The sequence below is a fragment of the Vibrio xiamenensis genome, assembly GCF_900100015.1.
GTDB lineage: Bacteria > Pseudomonadota > Gammaproteobacteria > Enterobacterales > Vibrionaceae > Vibrio > Vibrio xiamenensis.
Map to the genome: position 1 here is coordinate 54,167 of NZ_FNDD01000030.1, position 22,099 is coordinate 76,265.

Sequence of the window (22,099 nt, forward strand, 5' to 3'; positions counted from 1 at the left end):
TAAGCCATGGGTTTAATTTACCCACTTATCGTTGTCTTACTGGGCGCGGTCACGTACCTGTTAGATACACAACTTTTCGTAGAAAAGCGCAATTCAGAAGTGCGAGCCATTGAAATCACCGTCAACAAAGTTGATTCGATTTACACCGCCGCGGTTGCCTACCATATCGAAAACATTGCTGGTGTAGAGGATTATAACTCGGCAAGCAGATGGCCTACCGATATGCAGGAGCTCTACGATACTGGTTTGCTCACTCAGTGTGATGGTAGTGCTGACGTTTGTTATGAGCATAACACCACGCCTTGGGGTTCAACGATTTCAATTGAGCCAGTTGTAGTGGATGTCGATACCGGCGCGTCACCATCAGGAACGGTCAGTGTTAGCCGGCTGAAATTTACTATGGATGCCGCGGGTGCTACTCCAACAAATTCAGGTGATTTCAGCGTTGCAAATCGTATAGCTGGCTACTACCCAAATGGCAGTACAGAAGGCACTGAGATTACATTCTATTTCGACCGTCCAGGCACTGAATATGTCCATCAAGCATTTACAAGGCGTGACGGTTCTGCGTTGCCTACTAATGACTGGAACTTCGCCGGTTATACCATCGAGGACATTGGCGACCTGAATTTTAAAGACTTCACAGATAGCGATGGCAATCCGGTTAGTGTGCTGGAGTCTACTTTCGATACCGTTGGTTTGTATGGGCAGGATCAACTTGTTGGAAAACCAAATTGCCCTCAAAACTACACACCTGAAATATTTACTGCAATTTCACATTTTACGGGTAGGGGAGTTAGGGCCGTCAAGCTGGGCTCAGTCCAGTCATATGCTTCTGTCGATTCAGCAAGCGGAGATTGGAAAATTCATTTCAGGTACTACACCCAGGATGATGATGGGAATGGTCAGTGGGAGTATCCGAATGAAATTGATGCTAAGGCATTGGTTTTAACAAAGTGTTCCAAGTCATAATAAAAGGTATTAAAAATAATAAAAGGTTGTTTAATTTGATGGTACTAGATACTATACAATCAGTTTCATTAGGGGTTGAATCATGAACACTTATTTTAAATTATCTCTTGCCGCGTTCGTTGCACTATCTGCCTTCTCTGCTAATGCCATGACTTTTGGTAAGCCAAAGTATTTGCGCACTATGGAAGCAAATGCGCTGTCAGCATCCTCACTAACAAATTTCCCTGAATGTGATTTTGAATACGACACGTTAGGGGGAGAGTTCATTCAAAGAGTTGCATTTTACGTTACTAAAGATGTCTTGAATTATGCGACCAAGGAAGAGGTATCAAGTTGGGTTGATGAGCAAATTGGATTTGCCAACATCAGTTTGCGCAACAATTGCGTGAAACTAAAAAAGGAAGTGGCTCTTGTCAGGTACGTGAATGAATTAATCGATCAAGAGTTTTATGGCAAAACATATAATGCTGAAGATCTCAATGTCGTTGATTATCAGTCTATGATCAGCGGGATGAATTCTACTCAAGGGGGCGTACTCCAAGAAACCTCTCAACAAATGAAATCAGATTGGAAGGAGTTTGGGTTCGATAGAGTAGTCAATGTCATTCCTTACTATAGAAAGTATGGGAACGGGGTAGTTTGCGGTGTCGGTGGAAACTTTTTTACAAGGCCTAATGCCGAAGAATTTACGTATATGGATGCGCCAAATAATTCATGGGGTTCTGAGACATTATCTACCCAATTTTTTGCTACTGTTGCGTGGCCGAATAACCCAATGTGTGAATCAAAGAGCATTGTGGCGCACGAACTTGGTCATACCGATGGTCTTTTCCATGAGCGTGGTCAGCAGCCAACGGTAAACTATGACGATACGCTTGGTTATGCCGCGTCATGCGGTGGCCATAACAGCATTATGTATTCAGGCATCGATACGCCTTCTGCACTCGGTTTCTTCTCTTCCCCAAATTTAACCATCAATGGCGAAGCCTGTGGAGATCCATCGACGGTTAAAGGTGTCGATTCAGTAGAAACTTTGCATTTCAATCTTGGCCTTTCTTCACTGCATTCAAATCCTCGTGATGTTCCACATCAAGGTGTTGTTGATGCTGGCGATTCAGGGCAAGTCGGTGATACCTCTACTTGGAATTTTATTACCAATACGCGTCATTCCAATAACGTTGCGGTGGGCTCTGTGGAAATTACCGACTCTCCGACAGCGCTAAGTGAGTCAGATGAAGTTCTAGCAATTGAAGTCACTCGAACGGATACAAGCGCCGATGCAAGTGTTGTGGTGAAGCTAGAAGGGGAAGGTGCTTATGCAGGCGCCGACTTTGAAGCAGAGAAAGTAGTGTCATTTGTTGGGGGGCAAAACACGGAAACTGTAGAGTTCTCTATCTATGAAAGTAACATTCCTCGTGCTGGTGGCACGGTTACTGTGTCACTCGCTTACCCGAGTAAAGTCGAGTTGGGTGAAGAGAGCACGGTTTCACTTTCGTATACGCCAAACAAACAAGGTGATGTAGGTAGAGCTAAACTCGCTGCGGCTGAGATTTATTGCGATGCAAATTGCACCGATGGCACGATTGAAGTTAAGCGTACTGGGGGAACAGAAGGCGAACTGCCGTTTGATTTAGTGATCCGTGAAGATGGTGATTTAGTGACTCGTCTTTCGTATAGCTTCTTAGATGGCGAATCAGCTTTGAGTCTTCCATACAGCAGTGACGCGATTACTTCACTCACTACGATTGATATCGAAGCGGCTCATCCAGTGTTGGTAGAGTATGGGCGATTGTTCTTCTCTTATGAATACGAGACGACACCCGATCCAGAAACAGAAACCACACCTGAAACCGATAACACGGAAACCGTGATTGTCGATGAGGGGCAAAGCACCAGTGGTGGCGGTGGTTCTGGTGGCTCAATGTCTTTAGGTTTGTTGGCCTTATTAGGGCTAACAGTCTTAAGGAGACAAACTCGATAGTAACAATGCAGGGCTTAGCCCTGCATTTCAATTTAGTGGTATGAGGTAGCTATGGAGAACAACGGGCCTCAAGGTCGAGAGCGGAGACGTCATAAGCGCTTTAGAGCGTCTATAACTGGTTCAATTCACTATACGAAACACTTCGTCTTTTTAGATGAGCTGAAATGTGAAGTTGTTGATATATCAAAAGGCGGTGTGAAGTTAAGCGCGACTCAAAAGCATAATTTCCGCAAGAACAAGAAGTACGATTTGAATCTAAAAATTTTTGGGAAGATTGTTAAATTCAAAATTGCGGTACTCGATTGCTATGGGGATGGCTACCAAGGGTACAGCTATTCATGCCAATTCTACGAATTATCAGCTGATGCTGAATCGGTTATCAACGAGCTATTACGGTATTTCGAAAGCCTCGTTGAGACAACATTTTGACGAACAGGGCGTTTACGAAAGTTACGCCCTGTTTTTAATTGACCTTTTGTTACTCTCAGTGTTAGATTGTCGCCATAACGACAAAATGACACTTTGGCGACGAAGTGGAATTTAGGAAACAAATGAACTAATCGGTGACAATAATGAAATTGATGCAATTAGAAGAAAGAGCAAAGCGAGCCAAAGCAGTTCGTGAAGAGCGCGATTTACTTCATGAGATGTTCGAAAGCGATAACACTGGCATTACTTACAATACCGAAGATATCGCTGGTATCTTCCGTATTGCATCTAGCCGAAAAGCTCGTGATGAACTGAATAAAATTGAAAAAAGTGAAGATGTCACTTTTGGTCGTGCGGCCAATAATCAGTTCGCTCTTACTCCTGATGAAGTTCATTGGTTATGCGGCCACTTCAAAATTCCACCTTATAGCGCACTAGGCAAACGTGCATTTGTCATGAATAACATCAACCTAAAAGGTGGTGTAGGTAAATCGACTTCGGGGTGCATGATTGCTGATGGTCTAACAAAGTCGGTTGATCATATCTCCAAACAGATGCGCATTCTTATCATCGATTTAGATCCACAAGGTTCGGCAACCAAGCATTTCCTTGGTGATTTCCGTAGCGCAGCATTATTCCAGTCTGCTATTACGCTTATGGCATCGGAAAGCACGGATCTCGACTTGATAAACGAACTGAGTATTGTCAAAGATACTTCGAATAAAAACGTGCACATCATCCCATGTACAACAGATGATGGTTTCTTGTCGGAACAACTTTCAGAGGTCGCTGAAGAGCAAGGTATTGAAGTTCACGAAATGCTTTATGAGCGCGTAATTAAGCCAGTCGAATACCAATATGATGTGATTATCTTAGATGCAGGTCCACACATGGATAACGTCTTACGTGCATCTATCGGTGCATCGGATGGCCTACTAACTCCAATCCCGCCGAAAGAATTTGATTTTGACAGCACACTGAAATTCTTTGAACGATTTCCTGATATTTTCACTTCACTGATTGAACGTGGTTACGACATTGAACGCCTTCAATTTTCAAAAGTTTTCATGAACTTGTGGAAAGAAAATGCTCGTTCGTCGGTTTCAAGATTGTATAACGCAAGAGCGATGAATGAACTTACGGAAATTTTTGGTGAGTCTGATTTGATTTCTGAACACTTACCAGAAGAAGAGGCATATCAACGTTGTGCCGACAACCAACATACAATCTTTTCAATGGCTCAATCTACATATGGCAAAGAATTGGGTGATTTGATTCCATTTAACCGTGCAAAAGCTCAAGCAACTAAGTGGTTGAATGCGGTTTGGCGAACTATCAGCCTTGCTCATCAAAAATTCGACTCAAACGGGGGTAAATAGTCGTGGCTGAAAAAAAACCAACTAAAAAAGAGTCAATTTTAGACAAAAGAAACGAGCAAATTAAGCGAGTTCGCGAACTAAAAAACAAACTCCAGGACATTGGCATCGAAGCCTCACTGAGTGAAATCGGGGCTGATTTCGACAATTACATGGATATGGTTAATGCCAAACCGGAGGAACGAGAGAATCCTACGGAAGAGCAAAAAGAGCTAATCAAGAAAGTTGATAATTACTACGACTTGCTGCTAAAAGGCACCGACGAAGTCTTCTATGACTATTCAATTACGAAGAAAAGTGTAATCAAGAATGAGGTTGTTGAATTCGTATTAGCCATCGTTCCTGCCAAGCTGATAGGAACAGCGACAAGAGTTGCTAAAGAGAACAAGCGAAATCAGGATTCACTCAACGAACACAACCTTCATTACATCCTTAAAACTTTAAGGGATGACGGTCAGTACATGGAGGCGGAAGGTTTTCTTTCTCCTGAAGATGGCAAGATTGTTATTGTAGATGGTAGCTCACGCTCAGTGTCTTGTTTTCTTGCTGAACGTCCTTTTAAGATTTTTGTTGCGCTTAAACAAGTCGAGGTGTTTGACAGCGAGACTATTGAGCAGCGATCAGAAGTTGCGAATGACCATAAATCAATTTCATTTTGGGAAATCGGTAAAGACTTATCTAACCTGAAAAGTAAGACTAATTTTAGCGCGGCGAAAATTGCTGAGATGCGAAACTTGAGTGCACCAAGGGTTTCGACACTCCTTGGCGCAGTGGATGAGGTCCCATACAGCCTGTATGAGTATTTTGATTCAATCACAAGCGTATCCCGACCGATTGTTGAAAAGTTGGTCCCTATGTGGCGTGGTTTGGCGAAGGAAAAAGCCACCGACAAGTTCCTAGAACAACTGGGCGACAAAACTGATTACTCCGGTTTGAGCGATGACCAAGTGTATAAGAAAATGCAGGCCATTTCGAAAGCACTGCTTACACCGAATACGGATAGAAGGTCGAGCTACACCGATAAAGGTGCATTCAGGGTTAAACAGAAGTTTGATACCAAGAAAGGAACTGCCACGATCAATATCATTGATGCAAGCCCAGACATCATTGAAAAGCTACAAAAATTCCTAGACGAATCACTATAAATAAAGCCCCGCACCGCGGGGCTTCGTTTCTTTAAGTGTATTAGTTTAGATTAGAACTAAAGACAATCGTTATAGGATTTCCGTGGATGATTAATATCGGTGATCTAAGTCATTAATTAGATAACATTATAAGGCGCCATATAGCCATTAAAAGTATATCCAAAGCCGAGTTTTTGGTTATTCAATTTTTCATCGATCAGGAGAGCACTTTCTAGAAAAATATCAACGACCACACCCACATACAAGCAACCTTCATGTGTTTATATAAATAACGGCCACCCACGATTATTTTAGAGCCGTTAGAGTGCACTCTATGGCTATTTTCTAATAAAATAACATGTTCAATACTCGCTTTAGCTCTGGGCTTACGGTACCCGCGTTGTGACTGTAAGCCTTCTCAATTCATCAAGCGATGCACTTGGTTGACCCCACTGAATTTATCAAGTTTACCAAGTATTATTACCGATACTATTATGTTTTTGTCTTGTTTTGTTGCTATTTCCAAAGAGGAACCGTATTTGGGTTTTTTTAGTGCATGTTTTTGGGTGTTAACGGCACTTTTTGTTTTAAAACAGAAAATACGGTTGACTGATTTACATACCGAATACACAGAAAAAAATGACAGATATAAGACCTTATTCTTGAAAATGGCAAGAGAACCTCAAGATAAGAGTTTAAGTAAATTGATTAGGCTATCAAGAGCATATGTTTTAGGAGCTAAAAAGTTTCAATGGGCTAGCGAGAAAATAGGTATTATTTTTAGTTTGGTTTTTTCATTTACATTATCTGTGTTCATGGTTTTTCAATTAGGATTAGGAAATGGTGACATTTCATCTTTTGTGAAAATTTTTGGTTATTTAGTTTTCGCAAGCATGACAGCAAGTACTTTATTGTATAATATTGTAGACATAATAGGTGTTGGTCTTTCATTAAATCGTATTGATGGGGTGTTAGGTGTTAAGTGATTTATTTCTTTTAGGTGTTAGACAAAAGAAAGAGATGGAACTTTCCAACTTGGAAAGTAAATTGTGTCCCTTCGACTTCAAAGATAAGATAACAATTTTTGTTGGAGAGAATGGTTGCGGTAAATCTACTTTTCTAGAAGCTATTGCTATTGGATTTGGTTGTAATCCAGAAGGTGGTGGTAGAAACTATAATTTTAACACAGAGAATACTCATTCGGATTTTTATGAAAAAATAATTCTATCTCGGGGTTATAAAAAACCAAATGATATTTATTTCTATAGAGCCGAATCTTTTTATAATGTTTCAACAGAAATAAGAAGATTAGATTCAGAACCTAGTTTTGACCCAGAGATAAAGACTTATTATGGTGGGAGTGATTTGCATAAGAAATCCCATGGTGAAGCCATGGAAAGTCTTTTTAATCATAGGTTTAATAGTAAAGGTCTATATATTTTAGATGAACCAGAAGCTTCACTATCACCAGCAAAACAGCTAACTTTTGTAAAAAGGATCGTAGATTTGTCGAAGTTAGGCTGTCAGTTTATTATTGCATCCCACTCGCCTATAATAATGTCCACACCAGGCTCTGGTCTTTATCTTGTGGATGATAATATGCGTAATGTTGATTTCCACGATACGGAAGCGTTTATTATATATAAGTCGGTTCTCCAAGACGGAAAACGATTTATGGATAGCGTTGTCAACAAATAATAAAAATCAACAAATGGGATAGGCTTTGTGGTATTAATTGAATGAACTGAATTAGAAATCTATGATCAGATCAGGGTATTATTTATTTACTTTAAACTTTATGCGAATCATCGCTTTATAACCACTAACTGGTTCAAATCTTTGTGGTACTTTTTTGAAAAAATTGCCCTGCCATGCACTCATAAAGTGCGATAACAGGGCAATTGGTGTGGTGACTCTCAGTTATGCCTCACTGATTCTCGTTAGTTTTGCTCCACTCCATCCATGTAGTGACTTGAAGCCTTTTGCGGTACAAATATTTTGCAATGAAAGTCGTACCAAGTGGCTGTCGAAGTAGATTATCGCCCCTACGAAAAGCCATTTTCTCAAATAACGGGCGTTTTTTTGGCCGTTAATTACAATGCAATCTATCAATAAGGCCAATTTTTAGAATCCTCAGGCCTGTAATTCCCCAAAAAATTCCCATCGAACATACGAGCTATCTCCCTTCGATCGTCGTGCCACCCTAAAAAAACCTACCTATATCGAATTGGAAAACCCCGCACCTTAGTATGAGCTACCCAGTCTATCGAGGAACAAAGATGAAATTTGGGACAGTTCGAATAATCGGTTTGGGCTGCTTGATGTTTAGTGCCGCTTCGAGTGCTGGCGCTTACGAAGAACGCGCTCATTTATTGAATGCGCAAAACCACCTTACTCAGGCACTACGGGCGTTGGATAGCGCGGCGTACCAAGCAGATCCAACACTTCGTTTTAGATTTGAAACCGTACATTCCAAAGCGAAGATCCAGCAGATTTTGGAAGGGATAGAGCTCTATTTGCAGGCGCCACTACAACCGCAAATATCCCCTGAAATCTACCAGAAGCTCGAAGAGGGCAGAAAGTAATGTGCTTAGGAACAAGCGAATGCCTTATACCGACTCTTGAGTCAGTGATGGGCAGTGGGATGGTGACATACATGCAAGTGGCAATCTCATCGCTGTTTTACGTAGCGGTTTTGTTTTTGGCCATTTGGTTGGCAATTGGCGTTGTCATTACATTTACGACCGGCGGTAGCTTGGGGGTGAAGGTATTCGTATCAGCGTTTCGCGTCACTGCATTGATCACCATTGTGGCATTTTTTGTTTTACCCAACTCTTAGTGTGAGAAATATGATTACTTCAATAAAAAACAAGAGTGCAAAGGCACTTACTTCGCTTACTGCGCTGCTTTATGCCGGCGCCAGCCAAGCTTATACGATCCCCGCTGCACCTTCTCTGGATGTGAGCGCAAATGAAACCAATGGTTTCTTGGTGTTAGAGGCAATTCTAGTTCAGGCATCGAAATCAGGAACATTGGCCGCGGCACTTATTGTATTGCTGATTTCCATTGTTGGTGTCATCTGGGCGTTGGTTCAGGTATTTACTGGCCGTGGTACCGCGGGAACATTGTTAGCAGCGCTCGCCATGGGTGCCGTTGGCATCACCTCGGTGTTCTATATCACTGGTCAAATTACAACGATTGTTTCGTGAGTAACTTGTAGAGCTTATAGCAAAGTGAGGCAGTGATATGGCTAGTGGTAAACCTCTCGATGAGATTGCTTACTCCCCGACGATTGTGAAGTCAGCGACCATGATCGAAATTCTAGTGATTTTGATTGCATGCATCGTTGAAGCACTTTGGGTTGGGTACCACTTATCTCAAATCATCCCAGGATTTCGCATCATCGCGATTGTGTTTGGCATCGTTTGGGTAATTTGGCGAGCAAAATCTTACCTAGATAAGTTTTCAAAACTAAAGCGTTCACTGCCAAACGACTTGTCTATGAGGCATTTCGAACGGCTTTTTTGCCGGCTTTCAAGTGTTGGGTACCTGCCTAAAGCTTTTGCTGTTTACGGGCTTTTTCTATTTGTCCTGCCTGCATTTTTTGCTCTATTTGGTTTGGCGAATTTGGCCCTAATTTTCGCGTTTCATCTCGCCACAATTTCCTTGAAGAAACTTGCCTTGAAGTATGAAGCGTTCAATCCCGACTCGTACCCGCAGACATATGGTGACTTGTTCGTTCAAGACACAGTATTTGGCACTTCACGATTCATCAAAAAAGAACTGAAAAAATGAGTTTAAGTTTTCTGCCTCGTAACAAAATTTCAGCGAGAGACAAAGTGATCGCCATGCTCTTTGCTTTGTTGGTCATTAATTCGTTTGTGCTTTATCGGCTGAATGGCTCGATCGCATCGATACCAGATCGAGTAACCGTTGATATTCCATCGGACACATCGATTTCACACCAACGCAAGTGGGGTGAGCGCGATAGAGATCAGGTTTATGGTTTTGCACGTATCGTGCACGAACTCCTAAATAACTGGGAAGAAACCGACGAGAAAGTTTCGGTGAGTGCCAATGTAACATCAAGAATTGACCACTTAACGCCTATCCAACTGGTTAATGACTATCGTTGCACTATGACGCCTGAGTTTTACTCAGAGCTAAAGCAACGTATGGAAAATTTCGTTCGTAAGGGTCACTACTTCGGCCAATCGCGCTACGCCCGTATCATTCCAAGTAAAGCATTCTCAGATAAGAACACGTACAAGCTTGGCAATTCATGGGTTGTAGATCTGCCAATTGACCATTCCGAGTATTGGAAAGGTTCAGCACTACATAAAACGCCGATTTCGTTTAAATACCGCGTAATTCAAGGTCAAAGCACCAACGTTGGATGCCCAGCGTCCACTCATAACTTCCTAATCGCTGGTTACTACGCAGAGCCAGTACAAATCGTTGTTGAATAAGGGGGAAGCGTTGAGAATTTTATTAGCTTCAATTTTATTGTTTGTAAGTACCTTGGCTGCAGCAAACCAAGAAGTATTCGTATGGGACAAGAAACCTATCGACCTTGTTTTGACTGTGGGGGTTCAGAAGATCGTTTCTCTACCAGACCATGCGCGAGTACAAGTACCACAACACCTTTCCGATCAAGTTGAAATAGTTCCGGTTAACGGCGCCGTATATTTCACAGCGCGTGATGAATTAGCATCGACAGCGATACGCCTTGAACTGGTCAATAGTGGCCAATTCATCATGTTGAACCTTACAGCGAAAGCCAACTTAGAGAATAACCCTCAATTCGCTCGCATTGTTTTGGCCAATAGCGCACCTGTTCAATCTGCGGAGTCTGTGACTACGCAAAATATCCCAAGTTTTATGACTAGTGGGCCAATAACAAACGTTGCGCTTGCGCGATTCGTTCTTCAGCAATACTGGGTACCGCCAAGACTTAAACCGGGTATCCCTGCAGGGGTTACTCAAGTTAAATCGGTAGATGGTGTGGACCTGACTAATTTATTTGGCTTTTGTTCACTCGATCGATTCAAGATTGCTATTGCTGATACGTTCAAAACGAACGATGGTCGCTACGCGACAAGCTTGCTACTAGAGAACAAAACAGCAGGCAAACAGTTCATCAACCTGACGCATCTTCGAATTCAGCACATTTTCAGCACAACCTACCCAGAAACGGTTTACCCATTGGGTACAGCGGGAAGCTATTCGACGCTTGTCATCATCACAGACGTACCGTTCTTATCTGCATTGTCATCTGAGCCGAGTGTATTAAGTGCATTTGGTGCGGCGAAGGGGTGCTAATCAATGAACTCAAACAATAACTTTTTAAAGGTGATTGCAGGCGTATCAGTCATCGGCTGCGCCTTCATTGTTTACAACATCTTTCAGGACGACGAATTAGCTCCGATCAGTAACTCCGGGTTTAAGTCTGCTTATGAAGAGAAGCACAAACCGGATGTGGTTAATGAAGTCGAGTTTCATGATCAGAATGCCAAGTACCAACATCTGCTAGGTGAAGTTAATACGCGTATGACACCAACAGAAGTGAATCGACTTCTTGAGGCGGAACGCGAGAAGACCAAAGTAGAGCTTGAAGAAAGCTTAGAAGACAAAATTCAGAGGATGATCGCGGAGAAAGCCGGGACAAATGCTGGTACTGAGCCTAAAACGGGTCAAACAATCATAACGTACGACAAAGACGAAGATACTAGCGTTGTTGACGACATAAACCTGTTTGGCTCGGGCCAGCCTGTAGAGCTCGCTTTAAATGTGAGTGACTATAAAACAAATTTAGAAAAAACCTTTGGCAAGGAAACCGCCGATAAATCTACGAATATTAGTCCGTTAGAAGTCATCGATAGTTATGTTGGCAAACCCATAGATAAAACTCTGATCGACGGAGTTCAACCGACCGTTAAATTGCCGGGCAGCGCGAGACCAAGCGGGTTAACGTCTCTTGATGGCCTAGATTCAAACGCGAACGAGCAGACACACACAAGCCGAAACTCGATGGTGTGGATAGAACCTATCGATGCGCAATACGTTATTAATTCGAAAACCAACGAACGAGAAATGAAACTGCCAGAAATCGTTGGGCAATCACCGCTGAAAGATGTCACTGCAGAAGGTGATCAGGAAGGCGGTAAAGGGGCAGAATTGAAGATCCTGCCAATTCCATTTGCCACTGCGAACGTTGGCGCCAAATTTATCGATGGGCGATTGCTGACGAGTTTGATTGGCTTGGTACCCATTGGTGGTGAAGTTAAAGATCCATATCCCTTCTCAGTCAAAGTGTCTTCTAAGGCTTTGGCAACGAACGGTCTTTCTATTCGCGGTCTCGCGGGTATGGAATTTTATGGGTACGCCAAGGGTGATTATACCAATTCTTGCGTAAAGGGTTATGTCACTGGCATGACCTATACCTTTGCAGACGGAACCATTCAGACCATAACAAACCGCACAAACACACTTATTGGTCTTGATGACACGCTTGGGTACCTCACCGATGAAGAAGGTTCACCATGTATCGCAGGGACAGTAAGCGATGATTTAGCCGAGTATATGAGTATGAAAGCTGCAACGGTCGGTTTGGCAACGGCTGGTGGCGCTTATGCTGACAAGCAAGCCGATGTTTATACAAACCTCGTTGATAGCACGGCCACTTCAGTTATCACTGGAAGCCTTGGCAAATACGCCGCTGGTGAGATGGTGAGAGAAGGCGTTACTGCAGCTGGTGAGGTTATTGATGATCTCTATTCTGAAGCCTTTATCGCAGTGACCGTGCCAAACACGCAGATCGTCAATGTCCACGTAACCCGCCAACTTAATATCGATTACGACCCACTAGGAAGAAAGCTAAATTATGATTATTCGAACAACGCGCAATCGCATTATCGCTCTGAACTTGATTAGTTTAGTGTTTCTTGGCGGCTGTACTAACGGCAGTCATATTCCTAAATCTGGCGTAAAGACAGAGGATATCTATCACGCTCAAGAAGCGGGAGAGTCGAACCCAAGTACGAATTGGGAAAAAGTGTTGTGGCGTCCTTCGACGGAGCATGAACGTGCTGAAGTTGATTTTTACACGTTGCACAACACGCCGCGGCCAAACTATCAATTCTTAGATAACCCAACCATTCACTTTTATGTACCGCCTAAGCTGAGCAGCACAGACAGGGTACCGATTCCTGGGTACTTCTCTGAGTTCAAGCTTTATGAGCGTGATGAATACGCACTACCAAGCGAGCGAAACCTCTCTAACTCATCTATGTACCCAGTAAAGGCAGACAAATAAGCGATGCAAAAAAAAGAAATGAATATTTTTGAGCAGCTGGTGTATAGCGTGAGAGCGACAGCTGCTTACTATCTCGATCCGAATAAGCCAAAAGGTACAAAACCGGCAACCAATGGTGAACACGCTGCGCTGTTTCAAAACAATGATTTGAGTATCGGTAGTTACATGCCTTATCTGGATTTCGATCCGGAAACGAATGTATTTATCTTCGATGATTGTATGAACTGCGCGGTGGTTTTCGATGTGAAGCCAATTCCTTCAGAAGGCCGATCGGTTGAGTTCATGAACAACAAAGGGGAGGCGATCGAACGTGCTTTGGCCTCAACCTTTGATGAGCGCGACCAAGAAGAAGGTGAGTGGGTATTACAGCAGTTTCGTTGGAAAGACTCGGATTTAGCGTCTTGGGCTGACGAAGCTTATATGTATGCAGACCAATATGCGCGGGAATGCGAAGCCTCAGACACCATCATCAACGGTATATTGCGTAAGAACTTCGAAGCGATGTCGAAAGAAGGTGGGCTATTTGAGGATTCCACCGTGACGTTGCAACCATTTCAGGGTGGTATCGAGCGAACCAAGATCGTTTTCTACCGCAAACTAAAAGGTAAAGAGTTACGTAAGCGCGGTGCGGAGAAAAACAAACTAGAGCTGGTCCGCAAAGCTAAGGCATTAAAGGACAACCTGAAAAGTAGCGGTATTGAGCTTCTTGAAAACGATGACTTTGATTTCTTTAACTGGTTGGTGAAGCTGTTCAATGACAAGCCAGAAGGTCAAAGTGCTAAAGAATTCTTTGATTCAATTACGCCTAAGCGAAACGACGAAGGCGAATTGCCATTGGACATTCCCGCGTCAATTTTCCTTAACAAGCCGAAATATAACGCTAAAACCAATACCTACCAGATTGGCAAAACACACCACAAACTCGTTCGTACTTCTTCGGTTAATGGTGGCTTATCAGTCGGCCAACTGACTGGCGAGCTGAGTAATGGGGCAAGTTCAACCTGTTTTACAGACTCGATGCCATCGGGAACCATGATGTGTATTACTTCGGTGTTCTGTAGCAAAGACTATATCCGCAATATCATGGGCGCTAAGTCCATGGTCTCTCAATCGTCGATCGGCAGCGAAAACGCAACGATGCGTGAGTCACTGGAATATCATGAGGCTTTTCTATCTGAAAAAACCGTCCGTCCGACCATGAGCTCGTTGTCATTTTATGTAAGGGCAAACGATCTTGAAACGCTGGATGATCGCGTTGATACGGTTAACTCGGCGCTGCTCCGGTCGAACATCACACCTATCGTTGAAAAAGATTACTTCGATCCACTGTCTTCAAACGCATTTATATACCACTTGCCAATGTGTTTTGACGCGACTGTGCCTCGGGCTAAGCAGTGCCTAATTCCGATGTACCTCCATGATATGGTCAACCTTTCGGTGTTTTATGGCCGGGAAGTCGGCACCGGGAACCCGTTACTGATCATGTTCAACCGATCTGGGTCAGTACTCACGAATGACTTTTTTAGAAAGTCCGACCGGCAAGCTAACGCCCATATGCTGGTCACTGGTTCAACGGGTGCGGGTAAGTCAGCGACACTGGTGTACCTGACTCTGTTGCTAGTGGCAATTAAAAGGCCTCGCTTGTATATCATTGAGGCTGGTGGCTCCTTCCGCTTAATTGCTGAGTTCTTGCGTCATCATGGGCTTAGTATGAATAACGTTACGCTAAAGCCATCAAATCCAGCAAAAGGCGAATTCTGTCCATCTATGGCGCCATTCTCCGATCTACCACTCTTGGTGGAAGACGGAAAGATCACGTTATCAGATGAGGAACAACGCATTGCTAACCACAACCGGCAAGCGGATGCACAAAAAATCGTGTTTGATGGTCTGGTCTCTGACGATGATCTGCAGGCCGCTAACAATTTTGAATTTACAACATCCACGAACATTCTCGATGCCTTTAAGCAAGAGGTATCCGACGAGCTCGAGAAATCACGTTTGGCTGCGGCGCTTGATAAAGTGCGCGACACCGATACCGATGATGAAGATGAGCAAAAAGACCGGTTAGGGGAGATGGAACTGCTCGCGTTTATGATGGCGACCGGCGGTGAAGAAGCGGAAGTTGCACAATACAACCAAGCGGACAGACGGTATTTACGCAAAGCCCTGCTCAATGTTGGTAAGAAAGGCTATATCAACAACGAATTTCCTAACGTCCAATCTGTTGCCGACGAGCTATTTGAAATCGCTGCAGATAAGAGTAATACAAGATTGCTCGAAGATGGCCGTATTCGCCTGAATAAGATGGCCGCGGCGCTCGAGCTCTACACAGAGGGTTTTGAAGGGGAACTTCTAAACTCTACGCCAAGCGGTGAGGTCTTCCCGGATGTGGATGTCACTATCATCGACTTAGCTACGCTCGCCAAACCAGGCAATGAAACATTGTTGGCCATCGTTTACGTTGCTTTGCTGCAGCGCTTAAATGGTCTGGCTGAAAAATATCAAATGTCAGGGCGCTTACTAATCAAGATCACTGACGAATCCCACCTTGTAACCACGAACAACCTGATCATTTTGTACATCGTTAAAGTCGTGAAACTTTGGCGTAAATTGAATGGATTCGCTTGGTTTGCAACGCAGAACTTGAAGGACTTCCCTGCTGAAGCAGAAAAAATGCTGGAGATGATCGAGTGGGTGATGATGTTGTTACCAACGCCGAAAGCACTTAAAGAGCTTCAACAATACAAAACATTAACCGAAGAGCAGGAGCTCATGGCGCAAAGCGCTAAGAAGCAGGAAAAATCATATACCGAAGGGTGCCTATTTGGGTCCAACTTCAACGCGCTATTTCGTGTAATACAGCCTTCTGAGTGTCTGGCTATGGCTGGTACCGATGGTGAAGAAAAAGAAGAAATGGCGATATTGTCGAAACGCTATAAGACGACAGAACTTTGGCATGCTGCGTTTATCAAAGCTGTTCAGCTTGACCGTATCCGCGGTATTGAACCAATTCGTTACCCATTTATTGAATATACAGGGGTATACGATGAAGCGGCTTAGTGTGTTTCTCCTTTCCATATCGACTGCCGCCAGCGTTAGTGCTGGTGGCCTTAAGCTTGATGTATTTGTCGATTCTTCGACGGATTACATTGTGCCGGCTAACCGCTCTATCAAAGCTTTCAATGTGCATCGAGTCGATCAGTTATCTATGACTGAGAAAAGCATATCGAGCCAATTACCCGACAACGAAGCTGAAGCGAAAACGTTTCTTGAAGACTTTGTGCAAAGTGGGGGCATTGACCAACATATTGTTGGCGTAATGGATGGTTATGCCTCGATAAACAAAGCGGTGCGCCTTGGGATCTCGAAGGTTCCGGCGATAGTGATTAATGATCGCTATGTAGCTTATGGTATGGGTCCTGAAAAGGCCATTCAGTTTTATGAACAGTATGTGTCGCGATATGGCTACGAGTAAGGCGATAACGAGCAAGTTAACTCTGGCCGCGCTTCTTTGTGTATCGGCGCCATTACCTATTTCTCACGCGGCGAGTCTGGGTGACATCGCTGATATGCCAATTGACGATATCTTGCTTGAGTCTACGAAACTGCAGTGTGTTGATTGGCAACTCTCCGGTGGCTGCTTGTGGCTAAAATGCTCTTTGTTTAGCAGCTGTAGCGTTAACTTCTCTTTGAAAGTAAAACATTGGTCTCCATCACTCCTAGTTGAGGTAAGGCGGTCTCAGTCTGATACGCCTTTGGGCTATACATCGCTTTTCAATGGCGCCTTTAAAGAAGGGCTCGAAACCGTGTTATCTGTGTTTGGTTTTAGGTATGAGGTGGAATCAAACAATACTGGTAACAACGGACAAGGTGCATCGAACCCGGCGAAAACCTCGACGTTGCGGTTTAGCGATGTTGGGGTGCACGGCAACGCTGGCATTACGCTGTATGACCAACTGTATGGCGCGATATTTGGCAGTTTGGGTTGGTGTAATAACCCCGCGTTACCTTTGTCTGTTTACTACGATAGCATGCTTGATGGCTTTGAATGGCGGTGGGGGTTGTCTGAAGCGGTCCGCGCTTGGTCCAATACACCTACGATATTAGGTCCGGTGAACAACCTCGATGTTTATGGCGAGCTTTACCCTCGCATAGGGTATGTGAATCAAGCATCGCCTTACAAAGCTGCATCGACACTCGCGTATCGAGCAGTCCATATTGCCACTGAATCCCCGGACAACCACATTACCGTCGATAGCTTCCCAAATAAAAGCAGCACCAATAAATCTTGGGCTGTACCTGCTATGTCTAACTCAACATCTCGTTGGACGGATGTAGTACCAAAATCCGGTTTGACCTGTGGCACTTTGGCTCAAAGCACCGGCACATCGATAGTTGAAAGTAGCGTCCACACCAACGATGAGCAATATCTAAAAATATACTGGTCCCAATTTGAATGCTGCAAAAAAAGAGGTAATAAGCTGATTGGGGAATGGTGATTTACAAGATACAATAGCCTTACAAAGATAGTTGACTTCGTAAAGCTCGTTTCTTTATTAGAGTGAAGAAATGTGCTTTATGAACTTAATAACAATTAAAATGGCTCCAATTAAAATGAACAAATCAGTAGATAGCAAAATCAGTTGTGTCGAAAAGTTAATTAATGATCAACCTGCGTGGGTTGAAAAACTATGGAATTTCCCACTTTACCACCTTATGCAGTTTGTTGTTTTTCTCTGCTTTGTAGGCAATATTTGGGCAGCATACAACATCTTTACTCATAATGATGAGCTAGATCTTATTGCTTATCAATTTTCCATTTTAGCATTAACTTTCTTATGTCTCGCTTTGATAAATGTTACTTTTTACTCATTACTAGCATCTAAGGCCAGCCAACTATTTAATTCTGTGAAATTCACTAAAGCTTTTAATTTAACAGGTGGCTTATGTTTAATATGTGCTGGATTATACACCGCAACAGTTAAGAAAAATTGATGATAGGTTCGGAGAGCTATAATAAGCCCTTAAGGCTGAACGATGTGTTTTAATCTGTAGTGCCCGAAAAAATTTGGCCGCTCAGATGTGATCAGGCAGTCTAGGTGCAATACTAGGAGTAATTCGAAAATCAAGAATCTTCTATAGCTCGTAATTCAGAGATGTCCATCTTCGATTCAGCTTGATCTGAGCTGAATCATTTGTGCCCCAAAAATTGTTAGCCAAAATTTCGGAAGATGTTTCTCTTTCTACTCTTTGACTTACCTATTTCTAATAGTGGTGTATGCCATTGAATTAGTATGGTCCGCAGAATCTCAGTGTTTAGTTAGCTTGGAACAGATAGATTTTATTGGCATCGTTTTTTTAATCTAAGACGTTGGTTATTATGTGACGAATGGACTCCGTAAACGTTTTTTCATCGAAAGTCTCAGCAGCAAAAGCTGTCATATCCGATGCCATAGAAACAAGAGCGTTCCCGCCGACCCGCTATTGCTTGCGCCACATACTCATAGCCCTTATTAAAATGTATCACTTTTCTCATGATGTATTTATTCTTTAGAGCATGCTTGATGTTTTCTATCGCCTAATATCGAATTATCCGTGTCTGCCCTTCTATCTATAGAGCCGTAATATGTTGCGCGGTGATATCCTTGTTTAGGCTTCACGGCTGGCTTACGAGCCGAGCTCACAATCAAATCTCGGTGATTAAAAGAAAAGTGGGATCATCGCCAATAATATTAATGGGGAGCCTGATTGCTCCCCATTAGTTCTCTAGACACCACCTAACTCAATGGTTTTAAATTACTTAACGCTTTGCGCTAAGAACTCTAATATGATTGGCGTAATCTCATCGGCGTGCGTTTCCAGTGCGAAATGCCCGGTATCAAAGAATCGAATATCCGCATTAGGGAGATCACGTTTCCAAGCTTCAGCACCAGCAGGCAGGAAATAAGGATCGTTAGACCCCCAGACTGCAAGCAATGCAGGTTGATACTTACGGAAATAAGCCTGAAAACGCGGATAGTTTTCAACATTGGATGCATAATCGAGTACTAGATCTAGCTGAATGTCTGCATTACCAGGTTTCTGTACGTGCATACCTTCCAAGGTATAACCATCCGGTGACACTAAGCTCTTATCGCTTACTCCGGTCAGATATTGCGACTTAATTTCCTCTGGTGTTGGGAAATCTTTAAGCACAGCACGATTGTCAGGTGTTGGGTTTTGCCAATAGTCTTTAATCGCGTTCCACCCTTCCGCTAAGCCTTCTTCATACGCGTTACCATTTTGGGAAATCAGCGCTGTCACAGCGTCTGGATTGGCCGCTGCCATACGCCAGCCAATCGGCGCACCATAGTCATGAACCATTAGGGCATACCGGTTGATTTCCAACTGTTGCACAAACTTTTCCATCGTCTTAGCAATGTTTTCGAATGTGTACGTGTACTGCGTTTGACCCGGCGCTTGTGTAAAACCAAATGACGGAAGATCCGGAGCGATGACATGATAGTTTTCAGCCAATGCCGGAATGATATCGCGATACATATACGATGAAGCCGCAAATCCGTGTAATAACACGATACTTGGATTAGTCGGCTCACCCGCTTCTCGATAAAAAATATTTACATTGTCGACTTGTTCATAACGATAGTGTACGTGTTGTGTATTTGATTCAGTGTTCATAATCACTTCCCATGTAACCGCTAAAGTGTAAGTTTGAAGGTTACGGTCTTTTTTGGTAACCTGTCAATTAATTTTTTAATGGTTACAATTAATTTTATGACTATGAATCAGCCTCAGTTTTTAGCGAACAATTTGGCGTTAGACTTCGTTAACAGCGAATACGGCATGTTCGATGAACACCAAGACCACCTAATTGATAATAAAAGTACAGTAAAATGGCTTAAGTTAGCTGGATGCTTGCCTGAAGAAAATCTAGAGATACCTCTAGGGCTTGTTGAAAAAGCGAAAGACCTCAGAAAAGTTGCTCGAGAAGTCATAAAGGCCGCGATTGACGGTGAAGCTGGCAATACGGACTTCATTAATCATTTGCTAGATAAGGGCAGCCCAAAAACCTATTTACAGTGGGACAACACATTAAACAGCTTTCTTCTGGTTAAACGTAGACGAGATAATAGCGTCGAAAGCTTACTTGAACCGATTGCCGCTTCTGTCGCAGATTTGATTTGTCATCCTGAGCTTAAATATGTTCGTCAGTGTGAAGCCCATGATTGTACTTTAATGTTTTTGGATACAACTAAATCCCATCGCCGACGTTGGTGTAGTATGGCTCTTTGCGGTAACAGAATGAAAGTTGCGGCATTTCGTTCACGAAGAAATGAAACTTGATCAAGAAAAAGTTAGCGAATACTTACTCTACTGTCTTAAGTACCAATAAGGTTGGTACTCCAAGGTAAACGCTGATATCCAAGACTTTGGGGGCTCAAGCGTTAATAAAGTCGTCAATACCGCATTCTATCTCCCCGTTAATTCAGAGTCTTATGGAAGAGCGGACAGTAGCCAGAATTGGATATATTGGTGATGGAATACCATTGTGAATGAAGCAATATGGCGTTCAAGTGGCGGCAATAGGCTTTATTCTTAGTCTTACGAACCTTTTTAGCGATACGGAGGGTCAGGTAATATTAGAATCATGAGAATTCGGTCGCAGTTATAGATTTTATATATTTTGAAACTGATCAGATCGCCCAAACGGTACCTAGTTCCTTTCTTTTTCTAAAATTGAGAGATTTATTTATATTTAGGAACAGCTATTTAGTTTTGCTAGGCAGTTTGAGGTTTTCCATACTAAAATTTATCCGTGGTTTTCTAAATTAGGTGGTAACTCTAAATGGTTTTTGTCCAAATTCTGTTAATGGATCAATATGTCTAACGTTGACCATTCATTAGATACATATGTATCTAATTATTCAGTGGTTATTCACTTACAAAATCCAGTGTCTAAAAAAACGCATTCCATTTCCCTCTATTTTCATCAAAAATTATCACTAGCGATACTTATGATTGATTTCAGGTCGTCTGCGTTTGGAATATACTTATACTAAATTTAGTATTAATTAGTCGGTAATTCTATGAAGAAACAAATGATTTTGGCATCCATATGCATTTTAATTTTTAATATCTCAAATGCGGATGAAGTTTTGGTTGGAAACCAGAAAAAACCAATTACCAAATCACAGGCAGAGGAAGCCGCAAAACTACTTATTTCAGCCAGAAAGCAGAATGAACTGATTGAATTACCAAACATGGTAAAACCGAACACATTAGAAGAAGGTTATATTGTTCAAGACCAAATTATTAAAAATATTGGCATTCCTCTTATAGGCTGGAAAATTGCGATTACCAGTGACGATCTCATGAAAAAGGCTGGTGTTAGTGAGCCAGTTTCAGGACCACTATTCTCACAATGGGCACATCCGGAACCCCAGACCATAAACAATGGTTCTCCAACACTGTACGGCTTTGAGTTTGAATTTGCTTTTAGAATGGCTGAAACACTACCGTCTCGACAAGAGCCTTATAGTAAAGAAGAGGTAAAAGCAGCAATCGGTAGCATGCATTTAGCGATAGAACCTGTTGGTACGCGATATACCCAAGGCCCGGTTAAATCTGGTTTACCTCAGTTTGCAGCAGATCATGGGGGTAACTTCGGTTTTGTTTATGGCCCTCCTATAAAAGATTGGCAAAATATAGAACTGGCAAATGTTATGGTAACCGGATATATGAATGATAAGAAAGTGGGTGAAAATTTAGGTAAGAACGTAATGGGAGATCCGCTCAATTCGATAACTTGGCTCGCGAATCATTTGCAAAAGCGAGGTTACGCTTTAAAAGCTGGTGAATGGGTGACGACAGGGGCTGTAGTTGGACCTGTACCGGCTGC

At 42.8% G+C, this 22,099-nt stretch carries 22 protein-coding genes; 21 read left to right on the forward strand and 1 reads right to left on the reverse strand.

The genetic code is table 11. The annotated features are described in order from the left end of the window. The first annotated feature begins 6 nt into the window (after positions 1-6). From BLS03_RS19830 to BLS03_RS19920, 19 genes are all read left to right on the forward strand, one after another. Positions 7-972: a hypothetical protein gene (locus BLS03_RS19830; protein WP_093278133.1), complete on the forward strand. Its 966-nt coding sequence runs from the start codon at positions 7-9 to the stop codon at positions 970-972. 82 nt (positions 973-1,054) lie between these two features. Further along, positions 1,055-2,953: a GlyGly-CTERM sorting domain-containing protein gene (locus tag BLS03_RS19835; protein ID WP_093278134.1), complete on the forward strand. Its 1,899-nt coding sequence runs from the start codon at positions 1,055-1,057 to the stop codon at positions 2,951-2,953. 51 nt (positions 2,954-3,004) lie between these two features. Then, a complete protein-coding gene (locus BLS03_RS19840) occupies positions 3,005-3,382 on the forward strand; it encodes a PilZ domain-containing protein (RefSeq protein ID WP_093278136.1) in 378 nt (125 codons plus the stop codon). A gap of 143 nt (positions 3,383-3,525) precedes the next feature. Further along, complete coding sequence (locus tag BLS03_RS19845) at positions 3,526-4,761, forward strand: ParA family protein (RefSeq protein WP_093278138.1); 1,236 nt, start codon at positions 3,526-3,528, stop codon at positions 4,759-4,761. A 2-nt stretch (positions 4,762-4,763) separates the two neighbouring features. Then, entirely contained in the window at positions 4,764-5,903 is a 1,140-nt protein-coding gene (locus BLS03_RS19850) for a hypothetical protein (RefSeq protein ID WP_093278140.1), read from the forward strand. Positions 5,904-6,325: 422 nt separating this feature from the next. Continuing rightward, a complete protein-coding gene (locus BLS03_RS19855; RefSeq protein ID WP_143015663.1) occupies positions 6,326-6,868 on the forward strand; it encodes an ABC transporter ATP-binding protein in 543 nt (180 codons plus the stop codon). Further along, positions 6,858-7,580: an AAA family ATPase gene (locus BLS03_RS19860; protein ID WP_218122025.1), complete on the forward strand. Its 723-nt coding sequence runs from the start codon at positions 6,858-6,860 to the stop codon at positions 7,578-7,580. The genes BLS03_RS19855 and BLS03_RS19860 overlap by 11 nt, the downstream gene beginning before the upstream one ends. Positions 7,581-8,161: 581 nt before the next feature. Next, positions 8,162-8,467 carry an RAQPRD family integrative conjugative element protein gene (locus BLS03_RS19865; protein ID WP_176765645.1) on the forward strand — a complete coding sequence of 102 codons (306 nt, stop codon included), beginning with the start codon at positions 8,162-8,164 and terminating at the stop codon, positions 8,465-8,467. Then, complete coding sequence (locus BLS03_RS19870; protein ID WP_143015664.1) at positions 8,467-8,721, forward strand: hypothetical protein; 255 nt, start codon at positions 8,467-8,469, stop codon at positions 8,719-8,721. Before BLS03_RS19865 ends, BLS03_RS19870 begins: the two co-directional genes overlap by 1 nt. Positions 8,722-8,731: 10 nt before the next feature. Next, entirely contained in the window at positions 8,732-9,091 is a 360-nt protein-coding gene (locus BLS03_RS19875) for a hypothetical protein (protein ID WP_093278152.1), read from the forward strand. A gap of 37 nt (positions 9,092-9,128) precedes the next feature. Then, complete coding sequence (locus BLS03_RS19880; protein WP_093278154.1) at positions 9,129-9,677, forward strand: hypothetical protein; 549 nt, start codon at positions 9,129-9,131, stop codon at positions 9,675-9,677. Beyond that, positions 9,674-10,351: a DUF2895 family protein gene (locus BLS03_RS19885; protein WP_093278156.1), complete on the forward strand. Its 678-nt coding sequence runs from the start codon at positions 9,674-9,676 to the stop codon at positions 10,349-10,351. The genes BLS03_RS19880 and BLS03_RS19885 overlap by 4 nt, the downstream gene beginning before the upstream one ends. 10 nt (positions 10,352-10,361) lie before the next feature. After that, positions 10,362-11,204 (forward strand): DUF3438 family protein, encoded by an 843-nt coding sequence (locus BLS03_RS19890; RefSeq protein WP_176765646.1) that lies wholly within the window; start codon positions 10,362-10,364, stop codon positions 11,202-11,204. Between the two features lie 3 nt (positions 11,205-11,207). Beyond that, on the forward strand, positions 11,208-12,815 hold the full coding sequence (locus BLS03_RS19895) for a hypothetical protein (protein ID WP_093278160.1): 1,608 nt from the start codon (positions 11,208-11,210) through the stop codon (positions 12,813-12,815). Further along, the gene (locus BLS03_RS19900) at positions 12,766-13,197 is read left to right on the forward strand and encodes a hypothetical protein (protein WP_093278162.1); all 432 of its coding nucleotides are present in this window, start codon (positions 12,766-12,768) and stop codon (positions 13,195-13,197) included. Before BLS03_RS19895 ends, BLS03_RS19900 begins: the two co-directional genes overlap by 50 nt. 3 nt (positions 13,198-13,200) lie before the next feature. Then, the gene (locus BLS03_RS19905) at positions 13,201-16,260 is read left to right on the forward strand and encodes a conjugative transfer ATPase (protein ID WP_093278164.1); all 3,060 of its coding nucleotides are present in this window, start codon (positions 13,201-13,203) and stop codon (positions 16,258-16,260) included. Further along, positions 16,247-16,675 (forward strand): DUF1525 domain-containing protein, encoded by a 429-nt coding sequence (locus tag BLS03_RS19910; protein ID WP_176765647.1) that lies wholly within the window; start codon positions 16,247-16,249, stop codon positions 16,673-16,675. Before BLS03_RS19905 ends, BLS03_RS19910 begins: the two co-directional genes overlap by 14 nt. After that, complete coding sequence (locus tag BLS03_RS19915; protein WP_176765648.1) at positions 16,662-17,699, forward strand: TraU family protein; 1,038 nt, start codon at positions 16,662-16,664, stop codon at positions 17,697-17,699. Before BLS03_RS19910 ends, BLS03_RS19915 begins: the two co-directional genes overlap by 14 nt. 79 nt (positions 17,700-17,778) lie before the next feature. Beyond that, positions 17,779-18,195 (forward strand): hypothetical protein, encoded by a 417-nt coding sequence (locus BLS03_RS19920; RefSeq protein ID WP_143015665.1) that lies wholly within the window; start codon positions 17,779-17,781, stop codon positions 18,193-18,195. Between the two features lie 801 nt (positions 18,196-18,996). Here BLS03_RS19920 and BLS03_RS19925 read toward each other — a convergent pair. Further along, positions 18,997-19,878, reverse strand: a complete 882-nt coding sequence (locus BLS03_RS19925) for an alpha/beta fold hydrolase (RefSeq protein ID WP_093278173.1) — start codon at positions 19,876-19,878, stop codon at positions 18,997-18,999. 33 nt (positions 19,879-19,911) lie between these two features. Between BLS03_RS19925 and BLS03_RS19930 the strand changes: the two genes are divergently transcribed. Beyond that, positions 19,912-20,544, forward strand: coding sequence for a CGNR zinc finger domain-containing protein (locus BLS03_RS19930; protein WP_218122026.1), 633 nt, complete (start codon positions 19,912-19,914; stop codon positions 20,542-20,544). A 743-nt stretch (positions 20,545-21,287) separates the two neighbouring features. Beyond that, a partial coding sequence (locus BLS03_RS19935) for a 2-keto-4-pentenoate hydratase (RefSeq protein WP_143015666.1) occupies positions 21,288-22,099 on the forward strand: 812 nt, incomplete at its 3' end.

Bases quoted from the DNA above. Each gene is read 5' to 3' on its own strand.
- BLS03_RS19830 (WP_093278133.1), top strand. From the start codon at position 7: ATGGGTTTAATTTACCCACTTATCGTTGTCTTACTGGGCGCGGTCACG.
- BLS03_RS19835 (WP_093278134.1), top strand. From the start codon at position 1,055: ATGAACACTTATTTTAAATTATCTCTTGCCGCGTTCGTTGCACTATCT.
- BLS03_RS19840 (WP_093278136.1), top strand. From the start codon at position 3,005: ATGGAGAACAACGGGCCTCAAGGTCGAGAGCGGAGACGTCATAAGCGC.
- BLS03_RS19845 (WP_093278138.1), top strand. From the start codon at position 3,526: ATGAAATTGATGCAATTAGAAGAAAGAGCAAAGCGAGCCAAAGCAGTT.
- BLS03_RS19865 (WP_176765645.1), top strand. From the start codon at position 8,162: ATGAAATTTGGGACAGTTCGAATAATCGGTTTGGGCTGCTTGATGTTT.
- BLS03_RS19870 (WP_143015664.1), top strand. From the start codon at position 8,467: ATGTGCTTAGGAACAAGCGAATGCCTTATACCGACTCTTGAGTCAGTG.
- BLS03_RS19875 (WP_093278152.1), top strand. From the start codon at position 8,732: ATGATTACTTCAATAAAAAACAAGAGTGCAAAGGCACTTACTTCGCTT.
- BLS03_RS19880 (WP_093278154.1), top strand. From the start codon at position 9,129: ATGGCTAGTGGTAAACCTCTCGATGAGATTGCTTACTCCCCGACGATT.
- BLS03_RS19885 (WP_093278156.1), top strand. From the start codon at position 9,674: ATGAGTTTAAGTTTTCTGCCTCGTAACAAAATTTCAGCGAGAGACAAA.
- BLS03_RS19895 (WP_093278160.1), top strand. From the start codon at position 11,208: ATGAACTCAAACAATAACTTTTTAAAGGTGATTGCAGGCGTATCAGTC.
- BLS03_RS19900 (WP_093278162.1), top strand. From the start codon at position 12,766: ATGATTATTCGAACAACGCGCAATCGCATTATCGCTCTGAACTTGATT.
- BLS03_RS19905 (WP_093278164.1), top strand. From the start codon at position 13,201: ATGCAAAAAAAAGAAATGAATATTTTTGAGCAGCTGGTGTATAGCGTG.
- BLS03_RS19910 (WP_176765647.1), top strand. From the start codon at position 16,247: ATGAAGCGGCTTAGTGTGTTTCTCCTTTCCATATCGACTGCCGCCAGC.
- BLS03_RS19915 (WP_176765648.1), top strand. From the start codon at position 16,662: ATGGCTACGAGTAAGGCGATAACGAGCAAGTTAACTCTGGCCGCGCTT.
- BLS03_RS19920 (WP_143015665.1), top strand. From the start codon at position 17,779: ATGAACTTAATAACAATTAAAATGGCTCCAATTAAAATGAACAAATCA.
- BLS03_RS19925 (WP_093278173.1), bottom strand. From the start codon at position 19,878: ATGAACACTGAATCAAATACACAACACGTACACTATCGTTATGAACAA.